This window comes from Cycloclasticus sp. PY97N (assembly GCF_002443175.1).
GTDB lineage: Bacteria > Pseudomonadota > Gammaproteobacteria > Methylococcales > Cycloclasticaceae > Cycloclasticus > Cycloclasticus pugetii.
The window spans coordinates 1,449,305-1,466,868 of record NZ_CP023664.1; the positions used below are offsets into that span (position 1 = coordinate 1,449,305).

Genomic DNA, 17,564 nt, shown 5'->3' on the forward strand with positions numbered 1-17,564 from the left:
AATTTATAACTCAGGTGGTGGTGGGGCCAATACTTCACGTGAACCATTCGATTGTAATGGACCGACAACGCCACAGCGTTCCATTTCTTCAATCATTCGTGCGGCTCGATTATAACCAACCCTTAATTGGCGCTGTACACCAGAAATGGATGCTCTGCGTGTCTCTGTTACAATTTTTAAGGCTTGATCATACAGCTCATCGGAATCTTCCGAGCCACCACCAGACCCTCCCCCGTCAAACTCAGCCGGGTCAGAGGCGGTCAAAATGCCATCTATATAATTTGTTTTGCCTGATTTTTTAAGTTGTTTAACAACTTTATGCACTTCATGATCATCCACAAATGCTCCATGAACACGTTGTGGCAAACCAGAACCTGGGGGTAGATACAACATATCACCATTACCTAGTAAGGATTCTGCACCGGACTGATCGAGTATCGTACGCGAGTCAATTTTTGATGACACTTGAAAGGCTATTCTTGAAGGAATATTGGCTTTAATTAGGCCAGTTAACACATCAACCGATGGGCGTTGTGTTGCCAACACTAAATGTAAGCCAGAGGCCCGTGCTTTTTGCGCAAGCCGGGCAATCAACTCTTCAACTTTTTTACCAACCACCATCATCATGTCGGCAAGCTCATCTATTATGATGACTATTTGAGGTAACTCAGTCAGTGTGCCAGCCTCATCCTCATCAATAAAGGGTGTTGGCTCCCATAATGGGTCAGCTAAAGGGCTCCCCTCTTTTATTGCATCTCTTACTTTTTTGTTATAGCCGCTTAAATTTCGCACACCCAATAAGGACATTAATTTATAACGCCTTTCCATTTCGGCAACAGACCAACGCAATGCATTGGATGCCTCTTTCATATCAGTTACAACAGGGGTTAATAAATGTGGAATACCTTCGTAGACTGATAGCTCAAGCATTTTTGGATCAATCATGATCATTCGAACTTGTTCCGGTGTTGCTTTATATAGCAAGCTTAAAATCATCGCGTTAATGGCAACAGATTTACCCGAACCGGTTGTGCCAGCAACCAATAAGTGCGGCATTTTAGCCAAGTCAGCAACCGTAGGTTGACCGGAAATGTCTTTACCTAACACCAATGTTAAAGGAGAGTTTGATTTTTCATACGCTTGAGAAGAGAGTATTTCACTAAGCCTCACCATTTCACGTGCTTCATTGGGTATTTCTAAGCCAATCACAGATTTGCCAGGAATAACTTCTACAACACGTACGCTATGTGTGGACATCGAGCGCGCCAAGTCTTGAGCAAGGCCGCTAATTCGACTGGCTTTTATGCCCGGCGCGGGTTGAATTTCAAACCGTGTAATAACAGGGCCCGGATTAACTGCGACTACATCGACCTCAACACCAAAATCTTGCAGTTTTAATTCAACCAATTTCGACAGTGCTTCAAGCGCTGCTTTAGAATACCCTTCAACCTGCTCGGTAGCCTTATCTAATAATGCCAAGCCTGGCAAGGCACCTGCAGGCTCATCAAATAACGCTACTTGTCGCTCTTTTTCAACACGCTCACTGCTTTTTATTTCTCTAATAACAGGCTCAATTCGTGCTTTCGGCTTGGCTGCAAATATTTTCGATTGCTTTTTGAATGAATCACTACGTTGTTTTTTGACGGTAACAGACGTTTTACGTTCTTTGCTATCTTCAATGTAGGCTTTTAACAGGCGAAATGCTTTTATTGATAAGGCACCAAGTTTATCCATCAGACCTAGCCATGAAAGCCCAGTAGAAAGTGTGATACCGATAAGGAAGAAGCTCAAGAGAATAAGTGTTGCGCCCTGAAAAGCAAACAGATGTGTTAGAAAATCTGTTAACTCTAAGCCAATAATGCCTCCCGGTGAACCAGGAATGGTGAGCCAACGTTGGTAATAATGCATGTCTAACAAGCCAGCTCCGGCAACTAAAAATACAATAAAGCTAACCCAACGAATGACTTGGTGCGTGAGTGTATCAACATGTTTGGAACGTGCTTCTGATAAGAACTTCCATGCGCTGCTCATTAACATAAAAGGAAGAGCAAACGCCATAAATCCCATGATAGATAACATGAAGTCTGCTATCCATGCGCCAACAACTCCGGTGATATTTAATACAGCCTGTCCCGTGCCACTATGCGTCCAACCAGGATCGTCCACGTGATAACTAAAAAGTGAGCCCAGCAAAAATAAGCTGACAGCAAGTAATACCAAAAAAGCCGACTCTTTTAACAGCTTTACAATCTGTAAATGTGCGGGCGAAGGCGTTGAAGTTGTCGTTTTTTGATTCACGTAATAATTTATTTAAACTGGTTAATTGTGTGCTTTTTTTCCGACTGATTAATTGCAATATACAGGCTACTTTAAGACTGATAGGCGACTATTCTCATGTTCTATCTTATCATTTTCATAACAAATGTTGAGCTTAAAGAAGGGATCTTCTCGACAGGCATAATCTATGAATTAACATACACATCGTATCGTGTATTCACACTATTAATAGTGTAACTCGGAAAGCACTCATTGAGTGGAGCTGCAGATTTTGGTCGCTTCACTACAACACGATGCATGGCAGTTTTCAGTGCCGTCTCTAAAAGCTCATTATTATTTGAATTATGTGCGACAAGATATTGTAATACTTGCATTTCTTTTTTTATTTTTGCCGATTTTTTTCTTTCGGGATACATGGGGTCTAAGTAAATTACATCCGGTAATTTACTATTAATATGTTGGTAAGTATTTAAGTGAGTTATTGAGTCTTGATAAATGCATTTCATCCTATCAGCAATATCTGCAACGCTACTATCATGAGTGGCTCGATCAAGGGCATCGGCTAATAAACCATATAAGGCGGGGTGTCTTTCACATAAAGTGACTTGCGCACCCAGGCTAGCTAAAACAAAGGCATCTTTTCCAAGTCCAGCAGTGGCATCTAAAATACTCCAATCTGGGTGTTTATTTAGCCCGCACGCTTTTGCCAGAGGCTGATTTTTACCTCCACCATATTGTCTACGGTGCTTAGCTTTACCATTGATGAAATCAATGCATAGCTGCAAAGGTTTATTAGTCGTTCGTAGTTGAAGGTTAAGGCGTCTATCGTTATAGATTAACAAACAAGCTTCAGAGGTATCGTCAGTGCCGATGAGTCGATAATCACCCTTATTAATAAGGTATTTGATCTCAGGAGGTGGTTCGCTTGGCTCAGTGAGCAAGATGGGAAATGGTTTAAATGGCAAAATATGGCCCGCTAAGAAAATAACACCGAATTTTAGTTTAAAAACTAAAACAGTGAAATGACTAGGCATATTTAACGGAAAGAATAATCGTAAAATGGGGTGGATGAAGGGACTCGAACCCTCGACAACCTGAGTCACAGTCAGGGGCTCTACCAACTGAGCTACACCCACCATCGACGATTTTAAACAGAACTTAAATTTACAATTTTTATCTCTTAAAGGGTATAACCAACTTAACCTAGCCTTAATGGCGCGCTTGACAGGACTCGAACCTGTTACCCTCGGCTTAGAAGGCCGATGCTCTATCCAGATGAGCTACAAGCGCTTCAGCATAAGTAAAAATTGGTCGGGGTGGAGAGATTCGAACTCCCGACCCACTGCTCCCAAAGCAGTTGCGCTACCAGGCTGCGCTACACCCCGACTTCCTTCAGAAAAAATGCATAAATAATGCAATAAGTCTGTAGGTGGGCGATAATACGGCACACGGTAATTTTGGTCAACGCTTCTTTAACAAATTTAACAAAGAACCTTAAAAAATTTAAAAAATATGACATTTCAAACGATTGATGGAAAAAAAATCTCAGCTGAACTAAGAGCTGCAATAAAAAAACAAACAGACGGTCGAATTTCTCGTGGTTTATCAAAACCCGGTTTAGCGGTCATTTTGGTAGGTGAAAACCCTGCTTCTGAAGTTTATGTACGTAATAAATGCAATGCCTGTGAAGAAGTCGGCTTCTATTCTTTATCAAAGACCTTTCCTTATGGTGTTACTGAGGAGGAGCTCCTTAATTTAATTGATGACCTAAATAATAATTCGGCTATTAACGGGATTCTTGTCCAGCTACCGTTACCAGAGCATATTAATGAGGAAAGAATCATCGAAGCGATTGACCCGCTTAAAGATGTAGATGGCTTCCATCCTTATAATATAGGTCGCTTAGCGCTTCGTATGCCGGTTTTAAGGTCTTGTACACCTAAAGGCATTATGACCTTACTTAAAAGCACTGGGCTTGCCCTTGAGGGCAAAGAAGCTGTTGTTATTGGCGCCTCTAATATTGTGGGTCGCCCTGTTTCATTGGAATTATTAATGGCTCGTTGTACCGTAACCACTTGTCACAGTCGTACAGTTGATCTTGAGGCGCATGTTAAACGTGCAGATATTATTATTGCCGCGGTTGGGATTCCAAGTTTTGTAAAGGGTGACTGGGTTAAACCAGGCGCTGTGGTTATTGATGTCGGTATTAACCGTCTAGAGTCAGGTAAGCTGGTTGGGGATGTTGATTATGAAACGGCTTCAAAAAAAGCAAGTTGGATAACACCCGTACCAGGTGGTGTTGGCCCAATGACCATCGCTTCTTTACTTGAAAACACCTTACAAGCAGCTGAGTTACAAAGCAGTTAACCCCTGCGCCAAGTTGTTTCAGGCCCCTTATCTTCTAAAATAACGCCTTGTTCTTTTAAGCTATCGCGAATTTGATCAGCTAAGCTCCAGTTCTTATTCGCTTTAGCTTCAAGACGCTGATTAATTTGAGCTTCTATCTCTTCATTACTGATACTGGCATCCTGTCCCGCCATTGATTTTAAAAACAGATCCGGGTCTTGGCTCAAAAGACCCAGCGGTTCGGCCATTATTAATAAGTCAGCTGCGGTTTTTGCCGCCTGCTCTGGTTGTGTATGTTTTAATTTATTTAATTCGTTTGCGCATTCGAACAGTACGGCAATGGCTTTTGCAGAATTAAAATCATCGTTCATCGCATTTTCAAATTGTTCGATATACGTTGATTTAACCTCATTTTTTACAGGCGTGACATCACGTAGCGCTGTATAAAGCCGTTCTAATGCGGAACGTGACTCATTTAACTGATCGTCTGAATAATTCAACGGGCTACGGTAATGGCTTGATAGCACGAAAAAGCGAATTTCTTCCCCGCGGTATTTTTTCAACACATCTCGCACGGTGAAAAAGTTACCCAGTGATTTGGACATTTTTTCATCATCAATGCGCACAAAACCATTGTGCATCCATGTGTTAACGTATTTTTCACCTGTTGCTGCTTCTGATTGAGCAATTTCATTTTCATGATGAGGAAACTGTAAATCCATTCCACCTCCATGAATATCAAAATGGTTTCCAAGGCAACACGTTGCCATTGCAGAGCACTCTATATGCCATCCAGGCCGACCATTGCCCCAAGGTGATGACCATGAAGGTTCGTCAGGCTTAGCAGACTTCCATAAAACAAAATCAAAGGGGTTACGTTTACTGCCATCAACATCTACCCGCTCTCCTGCATTCATATCATCTAGTTTTCGACCTGATAATTGGCCATAGTTCTCAAACGATTCAACGCAATAATACACATCATTATTTGGCCCAACATAGGCATTATCATTAGCAATCAACTGTTCGATCATAGTAATAATAGCCTCCATCGAGTCGGTTGCTAACGGTTCGATGTCGGGAGAAAGGACGTTTAATGAAGCTTCGTCTTGATGCATCTCATCGATAAAGCGCTTAGTTAATTGCTTGAAATCCTCACCCGATTCAATCGATCTAGTAATAATTTTATCATCAATATCAGTAATATTGCGCACATACTTAACGTTATACCCTAAGTACTTTAAGTACCTTGAAACAACATCAAAAACGACCATAACTCGCGCATGTCCGATATGGCAAAAATCATAAACGGTCATACCGCATACGTATAAATTAACCTCTCCTTTGTTGATTGGAACAAAAGTTTCTTTCTGCTTTGTTAAGGTATTGTGTATTTTTAGTGCGCTCATTTTTATAACCAACATTATTTAAGGGCGAATAATAACCGATTCATTGAATCTCGGCATGATTAGCATGCGATATTAATCATATTAAGCCGCCCTGTTTTGCTTAAAGCTCGAGTTTTTAAAATAACGAATGTGTGAGCTTTATCAAAACCAGCTAAGAAGATAAGATACACAGCTTAATTTATTGTAGGAGTTTTACTGATGACCAAAAAGTTAATCCAATTTTTAAAGGTATCTATTGCTAGCGCCCTACTTTTCGCAACTGCAACTTACGCAACGGATAAAAATATGAGCATGACAACTATTAAACTAACCACAAACCAAGGCGATATTACTCTAGAGTTGGATGCCGAAAAAGCACCTAATACTGTTAAAAACTTTGTCACTTACGTTGAAGAAGGTTTTTATGAAGGCGTTATTTTTCACCGAATCATTCCTAACTTTATGGCACAAGGCGGTGGTTTTACCGCTGATTTTGCACAGAAAGAAACCAACAGTGCTATACAAAATGAAGCCGATAATGGTTTAGCTAACGACCGTGGCACGATTGCAATGGCACGAACAGGTGACCCGCACTCAGCAACAGGACAATTTTTTATTAACTTGGCTGACAATGACTTTTTAAACCACAGTTCAAAAACACAACAAGGTTGGGGATATGCTGTTTTTGGCAAAGTAACTGACGGTATGGATGTTGTTGATAAAATGGCCGCTATTCCTACTGGCTCTGGTGGTATGTTCCCAACGGATGTTCCTCAAGAAACTGTCATTATTGAGAAAGCTGAGGTTATTAAGTAATTCGTGACTCAGCACATACATTTTATTTCTGACTTACACCTTACCCAAGATAGGCCTGAAAATACGCAGCGATTTTTAGCCTATCTTGAGTCCTTAAGTAGTGATGTGTCAGCTTTATATATTTTGGGCGACTTGTTTGACGTATGGGTTGGTGACGATGACCCAACCCCGCCTAGTGAAGCAGTTAAAACACACTTAGCCAAAGTTACTTCCAAGGGAGTTAAGGTGTACTTTTTGGCGGGCAATAGAGACTTCTTGGTCGGTAAAAAGTTTTTTGCTGATACTCAGGTGGTCAGCTTAGAAGACGAATATATTATTGATTTATTTGGCACGAGTACCTTATTAATGCACGGCGACCTGTTGTGTAGTGATGATGTCGAATACCAAAAATTTCGAGACTTAACGCACACGCCTGAATGGCAACAAAGCATTTTATCTAAACCTCTTCAAGAACGCTTGGCGATGGCTCAACACTACCGGCAAGAAAGTCATTTAAATAAAGCAAACAAGTCGATGGAGATTATGGATGTTAATGCCTCTACCGTTGTAAATTATGTTAAAAAACATCAGGTGAAACGTCTTATTCACGGGCATACACACAGGCCAGATATTCACTCGCATATTGCGGACGGGGAAGAGATTGAACGTTTTGTTTTAGCAGAGTGGGATCATAGCGGCAGTGTTCTCGACTGGAGTGAAGACGGTTATCAGCTCATCGAACTTTCTTAGTCTTAACGTAGCTAGTTCTGAATATTATGTTTGCTTTAATTTACGTTTATCAAGGCGTTCAAGCTCTAACAACTCACTGGGCGTAAAACCCGCCCGGAGCCGTAAAGGCTTATTAAATGGGCCGAGTATTTGACCTTTTAATAAGCGTTCAACATGTTCGAAAAACACATCTTCACGCTCGACTCCTTCGTTTTCACAAACAAAATCTAGCCATTTTGTACCAAATTCAACATGTGTTACTTCATCTTCTAAAATAATTTCTAAAATGGCCGCTGTGTCCATGTCTTTTTGGGTATATAGTTTTTCCAACATGGCTGGGGTAACATCAAGTCCACGAGCTTCTAGGTAACGTGGAACCAATGATAAACGAGCAAGTAAATTATCGTCTGTTTTAACGGCCATACTCCATAAACCATCATGCGATGGATTGTCACCATATTGACAATCATAGGTCGCTAAATGATTGCATAGTAATTGAAAGTGCTTACATTCATCATTAGCAACATAGACCCAGTCTTTATAAAACTGTGCCGGCATACCTTTAAAACGATAAGCAATATCTAGGGCTAATTTAATCGCATTAAACTCTATGTGTGCGATAGCGTGTATAAATGAGCGCTTGCCTGCTTCTGTTCCTAGCCGCCTTCGTGGTAAATCTCTGGGTGCAACACAGATGGGCTTGTCAGGAAAACGTACGAGGTCTATTGGTTTAATAATGCGGTTTACTGGCTCAATAAAAGAGCTATTTTGATGGCACAACTCAAAAGCTTGCCGTGTCATCTCAATCGTTTCGTTAACCGATGAGCTCAATAAGGCATTTTCGAGCGAATTAAAAAAATCAGGCATGAATAAATACTCTTGGCGAAAAGCAGATTTTATCGTATCTGTTGTATACTTGCTCAGACGTTTATAAATAATTATGAGAGCAATTAATGAGTACATATGACTATGATGTAATTGTTGTAGGCACAGGCCCAGGAGGTGAAGGCGCCGCAATGAAGGCTTGTAAAGAAGGTAAAAAAGTTGCCATCATAGAAAAATATAAAGAGGTTGGCGGTGGCTGTACTCATTGGGGAACAATTCCCTCAAAAGCATTACGTCAAGCGGTTCAGCGTGTTATTCAATTTAATCGCAATAGATGGTTTAAAGAAGCCTGCGGTGGCCGACTTCACTTAACGTTTCCTCAACTTTTAAGTTCTGCTACCGACGTAATAAAAAAACAGGTTGATATGCGAGATGGCTTTTATGAACGCAACAATCTTGACTTGCTATACGGCACAGCTAGTTTTGTTGATGAAAATACAATGCAGGTTAAACCTAATGCCGGTGGTAAAGTAAAAAAAATAACTGCCAAGGTGTTTGTGTTGGCGCCTGGCTCTCACCCCTATCGTCCTGATGATGTGGATTTTAATCATCATAATGTTTTTGATAGCGATACTATTTTAGATTTAGACTTCACACCACGCTCAATTACAATCTATGGAGCGGGCGTTATTGGTTCCGAATATGCTTCTATCTTTCAAGGGTTAGGGGTTAAAGTTAACCTTATTAATACGCACTCTACTTTGCTGGCCTTTTTAGATGAAGAAATCGTACATGCCTTAAGTCATGATATGCGAAACCAGGGTGTTGTTATCCGTTCTAGTGAAGAATACGATTCAATAATACCTGACGATAAAAGCGTTGTTACCCAATTGGTTTCAGGAAAAAAGATCAAAACTGATATTTTTCTATGGGCCAATGGTAGGACCGGTAACTTTGATGACCTAGCATTAGACAAAGTCGGCATCACCCCTAACTCTCGCGGTCAAATTAATGTTAACGAGAATTACCAAGTGGAAGGTAAAGAACATATTTATGCGGTTGGAGATTTTATTGGCTATCCAAGTTTAGCCAGCGCCGCTTATGATCAAGGCCGTTTTGCCGCAACCCATATCGTTGATGGGTTTTGTGACGCTACTCTGGTTAAAGACATTCCAACAGGTATTTATACTAATCCGGAAATTAGTTCAGTTGGCTACACAGAAAAAGAATTGACCGAGCAAAAAGTACCTTATGAAACCGGTTATTCACGTTTCGATTCACTGGCAAGAGCGCAAATTTCTGGTGAAACTCAGGGTTTATTAAAAATAATTTTTCACTCAGAAACATTACAAATATTAGGTGTGCACTGCTTTGGTGACCAAGCGGCTGAAATTATACATATTGGGCAGGCGATTATGTCGCAAAAAGGCGAAGCAAATACCCTGCTGTATTTTACTAATACAACCTTTAACTACCCAACAATGGCTGAGGCTTATCGAGTGGCTGCTTTAAATGGTTTAAACCGACTAGATAACCATTAAGATAGTATTCAGCTTAGGCCCGTATAGTAAGTTACACCCCAATAAAATAATGAGTTAAAGATGAATAAATGGATTTTGTTGTTTAATTTAATATTTTTAACCAGCCCTCTAATGGCTCATGATAAACCGTTTGATGGAGTTGTTAATTTACAAGCTTCTGCTAGTTTAGAGGTTGAAACCGATACGATGCTGGCCAGTATTGCTGTTGAAGCTGAACATTACGACCCCGCTGTTTTGGCTGAACAAATCAACCAAAAAATGTCTTGGGCTCTTAAAACAGCCGCCCCCTTTAAAACCGTTAAAGTTAAAGGTGGGCAATACACATCTCATCAACTTTATAACAAACGTATTTTTAAAGCTTGGCGTGGTATTCAAACTATAACGCTAGAAAGTAAAGACAGTGAGCACTTAGGCAAGCTGATTGGCTTATTACAAAAAGAATTACTAATTAAATCCTTGCGCTACCAAGTCTCAGAAGAAAAATTAAATGCCACTAAACAATTATTAACAAAACAAGCTATTGCAGACTTTAAGGCGCAAGCACAAACGATCACTAACGAGTTCGATAAAAATAAGTATATTGTTCATCAAATTAATATCCATTCGAACAATCAGCATCGCCCAGTGTATTACGCCAAATCAAGAATGCTTTCAAGCAGTGCAACTGATGAAGCTGCTCCTGCTAACTTACAACAGAACACGTCAACTATCCAAGTCAATGTTAATGGCTCAATTCGCCTAGTAGACTAAGGCTAACAAGCTTAATTCTCATTCGCACCATTTTAGTGCCTATCTATCATATCAGCACCTAAAGGATGCGACGCAGCATTTATTTGCCTCATAAGCCTCTACCAATCACTGTATTGCCAATAAATTAAACTTGGCATAACCATTGCACTACTTGTAGCTGTTATTTCTTTCGATTAAGTCATAACACACTGTAACGGCGCAGTCATGAACACCTTAATTTATAAAGCAAAGGCGCTAACTCGGTATATTCGTGTTGGTTGCTTTAGGTTTTATGTTTTTTTAAAAAAATTTAACGTAGAGAGTTAATATGAAAAGCAACAAAAAAAGTCACTCAAACCCTATCATAGTAGGCGCTATTGCTAGCACGATACTAATGACAACAGCTCCTTTAGCGCAGGCGGAGGAATCTATATTAAATGCCCTATCCAGTGGTAAAGCCAGTTACAGCGCTAGACTACGTTATGAAAATGTCGATCAAGAAAACTTATCTGAAGAAGCAAACGCTTATACCGCTAGATTAACGGCGGCCTATAAAACAGGAACGTATTATGGGTTTGGGCTTTTTGGTGAAGTAGAAAGTGTTCATAGCTTATTTAGTAACAATTATGCGCATCCATCTCAAGCCAAAGGTGCTAAATACCCTGTTATTGCTGATCCTAATGAAACAGAGCTTAATCAAGGTTACTTGTTTTACACAGGGCTTGAAGACATGTCTGTAAAATTGGGGCGACAAGCATTGACATATCGTGGTGCACCCTTTCATCGGCATATCGGTACGGTTGCTTGGCGTCAAAATTGGCAAACACTGGATGCATTCTCTATTTCTAATCAGTCGCTTAGTGATACAACCATTAATTATGCTTATGTATGGAATGTAAATCGTATCTTTGGTGAAGATGCGCCTGAACCACTTGATAATTTTGACAGTGATTCACATTTATTTAATATCCAATATAGTGGTTTTAAAGCTGCAAAAATTGAAGCTTATGCATATTTATATGACTTTGAAAATGCAGATGCTTTTTCAACCAATACATATGGTCTAAGACTTAGCGGTGCTAAGCCTATCAGTGATGCGACTAAGGTTATTTATACAGCTGAATACGCCACCCAATCAGATGCCGCTGATAACCCTAACTCAATAGATGCTGATTATATTTTGGCTGAACTCGGCACAAAAATATCATTTAATGGGCCTATCAACATGCTATTGTTAAAAGCCAGTTATGAATTACAAGAAGGTAATGGCGGCGCTGACCGTTTTGTAACAATTCTTGGAACAAATCACGCTTACCAAGGCTGGGCGGATAAATTCTTAGTAACCCCAGGTGATGGTGTTGAAGATATTTACTTAACAGCTGTGACGACTGCTTATGGCATAAAATTTGTAGCAGCTTATCATGACTTTAGTTCAGATAATAATAGCTACGATTACGGTACTGAGTTTGATTTGATGGCTACTAAAAAAGTAGGTAAAAACTACACCGTTGGTCTCAAGTATGCAGATTACAATGCTGACAATAATGCTTTAAATATCGGCCCAACAGCCGTTGATACGACTAAATTGTGGGCTTTTGTAAGCGCAAAATTCTAGTCATGGCATTGGTATAAGCCTTTTTTTAAAGAAGCATTAATCGACACTTAATGAAACCTAGAATCCTATTATTTAATACAACGGCTGATGACCTCCTAGATGTTCAGGGGCATTTATCTGACTCTATTTACGAGGTAACAGCCGTTACATCCCAGTTAAGCGACATTAGTCGTGCTGCTCTTACTGGCTCTATAGATATTGTGATGGCAGTAACGGAAAAACGTTTTGATCAATTATTTAGTTGTATACAACAAATTAACGTGCAAAACCCTATTCCGGTTATTGTCTTTACCTACGAAGACAGTAGAGATGTTATTCAAGCAGCCATTAAAGTAGGTGTAAGTGCTTATATTGTAGATGGCCTTCAGGCCAAACGTATTGTGTCTATTATTGATACCGCTTGTTTTCGTTTTAACGAGCAACAGCTTATTAAAGAAGAGTTAGAGCGAACGAAAAATACCTTAAGTGAACGTAAGATTATCGATAAAGCAAAAGGCATTATTATGCAACGCTCTAAAATTAGTGAAAATGAAGCTTATAAAGCAATGCGTAAAATGGCGATGAATAAAAATATCAAAATGGTAGATCTAGCAGAAAGCATAATCTCAGCAAGTGAAATATTGGCATAGGTATTGCTTTTTAATTTCTAACGAATAGTACCACCCCCGAACTTGGGGCTTAAAACTTAATAGACCTTTTAAGGTCACAAGACAAAGACGTCTGCTAGCTTGTTTTCTTTAAAACGAAAATAATTGGCGGGCGTTTTTTTGCATTTTATAAACGTAAACAGGAAAAAAAATGAAAAAAAATCGTAAGACTTTCAGTAAACGAAACATTGGAGGCATGTTTAAAAGCTGTCTGGCTGGTTTAGCGTTAACAATGGCAGGTAGTTTAACGGCTGCACATGCCGTTGAAGAACTTGAAAAAGATGAACTTAAGTTTGGTTTTATCAAATTAACAGATATGGCACCGTTAGCGGTTGCCTATGAAAAAGGTTTTTTTGAAGATGAAGGCCTGTATGTCACCATTGAACCGCAAGCGAATTGGAAGGTGTTACTTGACCGTGTGATTGATGGCGAGCTAGACGGTGCACATATGCTTGCCGGGCAACCACTTGGTGCAACCATAGGTTTTGGCACTAAAGCGGATATTATTACTGCCTTTAGTATGGATTTAAATGGTAATGCGATTACTGTTTCAAATGATATTTGGGCAGAAATGAAACCTAATATCCCCAAAGGTGCTGATGGTAAGCCAGTGCACCCTATTAGTGCGACCGCACTGAAGCCAGTTGTTGATCGATATAAATCTGAAGGTAAGCCTTTTAATATGGGCATGGTTTTCCCCGTATCAACACATAATTATGAGCTACGTTATTGGTTAGCTGCAGGCGGAATCCACCCGGGCTATTATTCAAAAACGGATATCACCGGTCAAATTGATGCGGATGCTTTATTATCGGTTACCCCTCCTCCTCAAATGCCTTCAACGCTTGAAGCCGGTACTATTTATGGCTATTGCGTTGGGGAACCTTGGAACCAGCAAGCCGTCTTTAAAGGTATTGGCGTTCCTGTTGTGACAGATTATGAAATTTGGAAAAATAACCCAGAAAAAGTATTTGGCGTTAGTGCAGAGTGGGCAGAAAAGAACCCCAATACACATAAAGCCGTTATTAAAGCATTAATTCGTGCAGCGCAATGGTTAGATGCTAACAACGATGCAAACCGTCCAGAAGCGGTAAAAATTCTGTCTCAATCTGAATATGTTGGTGCTGACTACGATGTGATCGCTAACAGCATGACAGGCACATTTGAGTATGAAAAAGGCGATAAACGTGACTTACCAGACTTCAACGTTTTCTACCGCTACTTTGCTACCTACCCTTATTATTCAGATGCTATTTGGTACTTAACCCAAATGCGTCGCTGGGGTCAAATTACCGACGAAAAATCAGATCAATGGTTCCACGACATTGCAAAAAAAGTCTACCGTCCAGACATTTATTTAGCAGCCGCTAAAGAGTTGTTAGAAGAAGGGAAAATTTCTAAAGCAGATATGCCTTGGGATACCGATGGTTACCGCGAACCACAAACTCACTTTATCGATAACATCACCTTTGATGGCCGCACACCCAATGCTTACCTAGAGAAGTTCAACATTGGTTTAAAAGGAAAAGACACTGTTAAGTAAATAACGGTATGACAATGATAGGTACCCGTGATGATGCGGGTACCTATTTAACAAAAAAACTAGAGGTAACACTATGCCTGTTGATACAGCATTAGAAGATAAAAATATGAAAAATCAAGAAGCGAGTAACACTACAAGTTCATCAGCAGACTCACCAGAGTCTGTTGCCAATAAGCCTGAAAAAAAGGTCGCCAATGAAGGCGTTAAAATTTCCGTAAAAATTAATAATTTTTTAGAACTAATTGGCTTTACTTGGTTTATACCCATCGTAAAAATGTTGGCTGGTGAAGACCCTGTTGTACAGCTAAAAGAAGCGATAAAAGTTATTGGTGTGCCAGTATTAGCCATGTTGATATTTATTGGGTTTTGGGACTGGGGCGCTGCGAAAATTCAAACGAGCCTAGGCGCTATTCCTGGCCCTGCTGCGGTATGGCAAGAAACAAAAAGCCTTGCCGCCGACCACTACAAAGAGAAAGAAAAAGAAGTCGCTTTTTACAAACGTCAGGAAGTTCGTAATGCTAAAAAGCTTGAAAAGAACCCAGATGCGGTTATTAAAATTCGTGATTACACTGGCAAAGCAACCTATCCGCAACAAATTATGACCAGTTTATGGACTGTTTTCGCAGGCTTTTTATTAGCCTCTGTTGTGGCTATTCCACTGGGTGTTATTTGCGGATTAAGCCCTGCTTTTAATGCTGCCATTAACCCGATTATTCAAATATTTAAACCTGTTTCTCCATTGGCTTGGTTACCTATAGTCACACTTATTGTTAGTGCACTGTATGTGGTTGAGGGGGACGCTACATTTAGCAAGTCCTTTCTTGTATCGGCCATCACAGTAACATTGTGCTCATTATGGCCAACTCTAATTAATACAGCCGTCGGCGTATCTACTATTGATAAAGACTTAATGAATGTCTCAAAGGTTTTACAACTCGGGTGGTGGAAAACAGTCACTAAAATTGTTTTACCTAGTTCGCTGCCATTAATTTTTACAGGCTTACGTCTATCACTTGGTGTCGGTTGGATGGTATTAATTGCTGCAGAAATGCTAGCGCAAAACCCAGGTTTAGGTAAATTTGTCTGGGATGAATTCCAAAATGGCAGTTCTCAATCGTTAGGAAAAATTATGGTTGCTGTGTTTACTATCGGTATTATCGGTTTTATGCTCGATCGTATCATGTTGACGCTGCAAAAATATTTTTCATACGGCGACGCAATGTAGGAGAAAAGATATGTCATTTTTAGCACTTAAAAATATTAGTAAATCCTACGGCAGTGGTCACAATAAAAGTGACGTTCTGAGCAATATTAACCTTGATATTAAAGAAGGTGAATTTGTTGCCATTGTTGGATTCTCGGGCACAGGTAAAACTACCCTTATCTCCACTATTGCAGGTTTAATTAAACCTGATAGTGGTGAAGTGACAATGGAAGGTAAAAAAGTTACTGGCCCCAGTTCAGAACGCGGTGTTGTCTTTCAGAGCTACTCCTTAATGCCTTGGTTAACTGTTTTTGGAAACGTTGCATTAGCTGTTGATTCTGTCTTTAGTGATCTTTCTGCTTCTGAACGAACAGAACGCATAGAAAAATACATCAATATGGTGGGATTGTCGCATGCGACGCATAGGCACCCTTCTGAACTATCTGGTGGTATGCGACAACGTGTTAATGTTGCACGAGCTTTGGCGGCAAGCCCACATGTTTTATTATTAGATGAGCCACTCAGCGCACTAGATGCATTGACGCGCGCGAACCTACAAGATGAAATCATTAGAATTTGGGAACAAGAGAAAAAAACCGTGGTACTCATCACGAATGATGTAGATGAAGGGTTGATAATGGCCGACCGGATTATTCCATTAAACCCGGGGCCAAATGCTACGTTTGGTCCCGAATTCATTGTTGATCTGCCAAGGCCGCGCGATAGAACAGCCATGAACCATGATGAAAATTTTAAAAAATTACGCAGTGATATTACTCAATATTTAATGAGTGTCGGCATCGGTGATAGTGCTGATTCAACAAGTAATGTTTATCAATTACCCAATGTCCAGCCTAATACAGCCAGTGACTTTGGTCTTAGTGACGACGAGAAGCCTGATGCACTGAAACCTTATTCAAATAATATGGGTGATAAAAAATACCTAGAGTATTTCAATTTAACCAAGGTCTACCCAACACCGAAAGGTCCCTTAACAGTAGTCGATAAATTTGAACTAAATATAGAAAAAGGCGAGTTTATTTCAATTATTGGCCATTCCGGTTGTGGCAAATCGACTGTATTGTCTATGACCGCTGGGTTAACCGACATTAGCGATGGCGGTATTGTTTTGGACAAGAAAGAAGTCAGTGCCGCGGGCCCTGACAGGGCAGTTGTTTTCCAAGCCCCTAGCCTTTTTCCTTGGCTAAGCGCGAAAGAAAATGTTGCTTTAGGCGTCGAGCGAGTTTATCCGCATTGCACCCCAGCAGAACGAAATAGCATTGTTGAGTACTATTTAAGTAAAGTGGGCTTAAGTGAAGCCTTCAATAAGAAAGCCGCTGAACTTTCAAATGGTATGAAACAGCGTGTCGGTATTTCACGTGCCTTCGCCCTCTCCCCTAAATTACTGTTACTCGATGAACCATTTGGTATGTTAGATTCTTTAACAAGGTGGGAGCTTCAAGAGGTGTTAATGGAAGTTTGGACACGGACTAAAGTCACTGCCATTATGGTGACACACGATGTTGATGAAGCTATTTTACTGGCTGATCGTGTTGTGATGATGACCAATGGACCTAATGCTAAGGTTGGTAAAATTATGAAAGTGGATTTACCACGTCCTCGAACACGTAAGGCACTGGTATCGCACCCTGATTATTATAAATACAGGGAAGAGCTGCTAACCTTCCTAGCAGAGTGTGATAATCACTAAGCTATGCAACGCTAAAGCCATAAAAAGGCGCTGTTTTAACAGCGCCTTTTTATCTAACAAACCAGCGGATTGGTCCATTTTTCAAAAATGCTCCTTCGTACAAATTTCTGCTAACCTCAAACCTTTTAAAGGCGCTTATTATTTACATTTTTAGTTAAACCTTATAGAGACTTTCTTTCGGTTTCATATCATTATGTTCGAATTGTTTTTGCTA

At 40.1% G+C, this 17,564-nt stretch carries 14 protein-coding genes and 3 tRNA genes; 10 read left to right on the forward strand and 7 right to left on the reverse strand.

Translation table 11 applies throughout. The features are described 5' to 3' along the window. Positions 1-3: 3 nt before the first annotated feature. The 5 genes from CPC19_RS07150 to CPC19_RS07170 all read right to left on the reverse strand — a co-directional run bounded on the left by CPC19_RS07150 (position 4) and on the right by CPC19_RS07170 (position 3,662). Entirely contained in the window at positions 4-2,298 is a 2,295-nt protein-coding gene (locus CPC19_RS07150) for a DNA translocase FtsK (protein ID WP_016390711.1), read from the reverse strand. Between the two features lie 164 nt (positions 2,299-2,462). After that, positions 2,463-3,242 (reverse strand): class I SAM-dependent methyltransferase, encoded by a 780-nt coding sequence (locus tag CPC19_RS07155; RefSeq protein ID WP_162789639.1) that lies wholly within the window; start codon positions 3,240-3,242, stop codon positions 2,463-2,465. Between the two features lie 95 nt (positions 3,243-3,337). Then, positions 3,338-3,413 (reverse strand) — tRNA-His (locus CPC19_RS07160). A 77-nt stretch (positions 3,414-3,490) separates the two neighbouring features. Then, positions 3,491-3,567 (reverse strand) — tRNA-Arg (locus tag CPC19_RS07165). Positions 3,568-3,585: 18 nt separating this feature from the next. Further along, positions 3,586-3,662: transfer RNA gene (locus tag CPC19_RS07170), tRNA-Pro, on the reverse strand. A gap of 127 nt (positions 3,663-3,789) precedes the next feature. Between CPC19_RS07170 and folD the strand changes: the two genes are divergently transcribed. Next, a complete protein-coding gene (gene folD, locus CPC19_RS07175; RefSeq protein ID WP_016390713.1) occupies positions 3,790-4,644 on the forward strand; it encodes a bifunctional methylenetetrahydrofolate dehydrogenase/methenyltetrahydrofolate cyclohydrolase FolD in 855 nt (284 codons plus the stop codon). Here the strand turns inward: folD and cysS are convergent. Further along, positions 4,641-6,032 (reverse strand): cysteine--tRNA ligase, encoded by a 1,392-nt coding sequence (gene cysS, locus CPC19_RS07180; protein ID WP_016390714.1) that lies wholly within the window; start codon positions 6,030-6,032, stop codon positions 4,641-4,643. The two genes, folD and cysS, sit on opposite strands and share 4 nt — an antisense overlap. A 198-nt stretch (positions 6,033-6,230) precedes the next feature. Between cysS and CPC19_RS07185 the strand changes: the two genes are divergently transcribed. Next, positions 6,231-6,827: a peptidylprolyl isomerase gene (locus CPC19_RS07185; RefSeq protein ID WP_015005914.1), complete on the forward strand. Its 597-nt coding sequence runs from the start codon at positions 6,231-6,233 to the stop codon at positions 6,825-6,827. Between the two features lie 3 nt (positions 6,828-6,830). Further along, entirely contained in the window at positions 6,831-7,556 is a 726-nt protein-coding gene (locus CPC19_RS07190; protein WP_016390716.1) for a UDP-2,3-diacylglucosamine diphosphatase, read from the forward strand. A 24-nt stretch (positions 7,557-7,580) separates the two neighbouring features. Here CPC19_RS07190 and CPC19_RS07195 read toward each other — a convergent pair whose 3' ends face one another. Then, positions 7,581-8,402 carry a ferritin-like domain-containing protein gene (locus tag CPC19_RS07195; protein WP_020162134.1) on the reverse strand — a complete coding sequence of 274 codons (822 nt, stop codon included), beginning with the start codon at positions 8,400-8,402 and terminating at the stop codon, positions 7,581-7,583. Between the two features lie 86 nt (positions 8,403-8,488). Here CPC19_RS07195 and sthA point away from each other — a divergent pair, with 86 nt between their 5' ends. The 7 genes from sthA (at position 8,489) to CPC19_RS07230 (ending at position 17,350) form a co-directional block, all read left to right on the forward strand. Next, the gene (gene sthA / locus CPC19_RS07200; RefSeq protein ID WP_015005911.1) at positions 8,489-9,901 is read left to right on the forward strand and encodes a Si-specific NAD(P)(+) transhydrogenase; all 1,413 of its coding nucleotides are present in this window, start codon (positions 8,489-8,491) and stop codon (positions 9,899-9,901) included. A gap of 60 nt (positions 9,902-9,961) precedes the next feature. After that, positions 9,962-10,651: an SIMPL domain-containing protein gene (locus CPC19_RS07205; protein WP_016390718.1), complete on the forward strand. Its 690-nt coding sequence runs from the start codon at positions 9,962-9,964 to the stop codon at positions 10,649-10,651. Between the two features lie 373 nt (positions 10,652-11,024). Next, positions 11,025-12,245: a hypothetical protein gene (locus tag CPC19_RS07210; protein WP_232228592.1), complete on the forward strand. Its 1,221-nt coding sequence runs from the start codon at positions 11,025-11,027 to the stop codon at positions 12,243-12,245. A 50-nt stretch (positions 12,246-12,295) separates the two neighbouring features. Continuing rightward, positions 12,296-12,874, forward strand: coding sequence for an ANTAR domain-containing response regulator (locus CPC19_RS07215; RefSeq protein WP_015005908.1), 579 nt, complete (start codon positions 12,296-12,298; stop codon positions 12,872-12,874). A 169-nt stretch (positions 12,875-13,043) separates the two neighbouring features. After that, the gene (locus tag CPC19_RS07220) at positions 13,044-14,435 is read left to right on the forward strand and encodes a CmpA/NrtA family ABC transporter substrate-binding protein (RefSeq protein ID WP_016390719.1); all 1,392 of its coding nucleotides are present in this window, start codon (positions 13,044-13,046) and stop codon (positions 14,433-14,435) included. Between the two features lie 73 nt (positions 14,436-14,508). Continuing rightward, complete coding sequence (locus tag CPC19_RS07225) at positions 14,509-15,660, forward strand: ABC transporter permease (protein ID WP_016390720.1); 1,152 nt, start codon at positions 14,509-14,511, stop codon at positions 15,658-15,660. Between the two features lie 10 nt (positions 15,661-15,670). Beyond that, entirely contained in the window at positions 15,671-17,350 is a 1,680-nt protein-coding gene (locus CPC19_RS07230; RefSeq protein ID WP_016390721.1) for an ABC transporter ATP-binding protein, read from the forward strand. Positions 17,351-17,564: the final 214 nt, after the last annotated feature.

What these genes read in the sequence shown, in the direction of transcription:
- CPC19_RS07195 (WP_020162134.1), bottom strand. Translation starts at nt 8,402, where the DNA reads ATGCCTGATTTTTTTAATTCGCTCGAAAATGCCTTATTGAGCTCATCG.
- cysS (WP_016390714.1), bottom strand. Translation starts at nt 6,032, where the DNA reads ATGAGCGCACTAAAAATACACAATACCTTAACAAAGCAGAAAGAAACT.
- CPC19_RS07220 (WP_016390719.1), top strand. Translation starts at nt 13,044, where the DNA reads ATGAAAAAAAATCGTAAGACTTTCAGTAAACGAAACATTGGAGGCATG.
- CPC19_RS07225 (WP_016390720.1), top strand. Translation starts at nt 14,509, where the DNA reads ATGCCTGTTGATACAGCATTAGAAGATAAAAATATGAAAAATCAAGAA.
- CPC19_RS07230 (WP_016390721.1), top strand. Translation starts at nt 15,671, where the DNA reads ATGTCATTTTTAGCACTTAAAAATATTAGTAAATCCTACGGCAGTGGT.
- CPC19_RS07215 (WP_015005908.1), top strand. Translation starts at nt 12,296, where the DNA reads ATGAAACCTAGAATCCTATTATTTAATACAACGGCTGATGACCTCCTA.
- sthA (WP_015005911.1), top strand. Translation starts at nt 8,489, where the DNA reads ATGAGTACATATGACTATGATGTAATTGTTGTAGGCACAGGCCCAGGA.
- CPC19_RS07210 (WP_232228592.1), top strand. Translation starts at nt 11,025, where the DNA reads ATGACAACAGCTCCTTTAGCGCAGGCGGAGGAATCTATATTAAATGCC.
- folD (WP_016390713.1), top strand. Translation starts at nt 3,790, where the DNA reads ATGACATTTCAAACGATTGATGGAAAAAAAATCTCAGCTGAACTAAGA.
- CPC19_RS07185 (WP_015005914.1), top strand. Translation starts at nt 6,231, where the DNA reads ATGACCAAAAAGTTAATCCAATTTTTAAAGGTATCTATTGCTAGCGCC.
- CPC19_RS07205 (WP_016390718.1), top strand. Translation starts at nt 9,962, where the DNA reads ATGAATAAATGGATTTTGTTGTTTAATTTAATATTTTTAACCAGCCCT.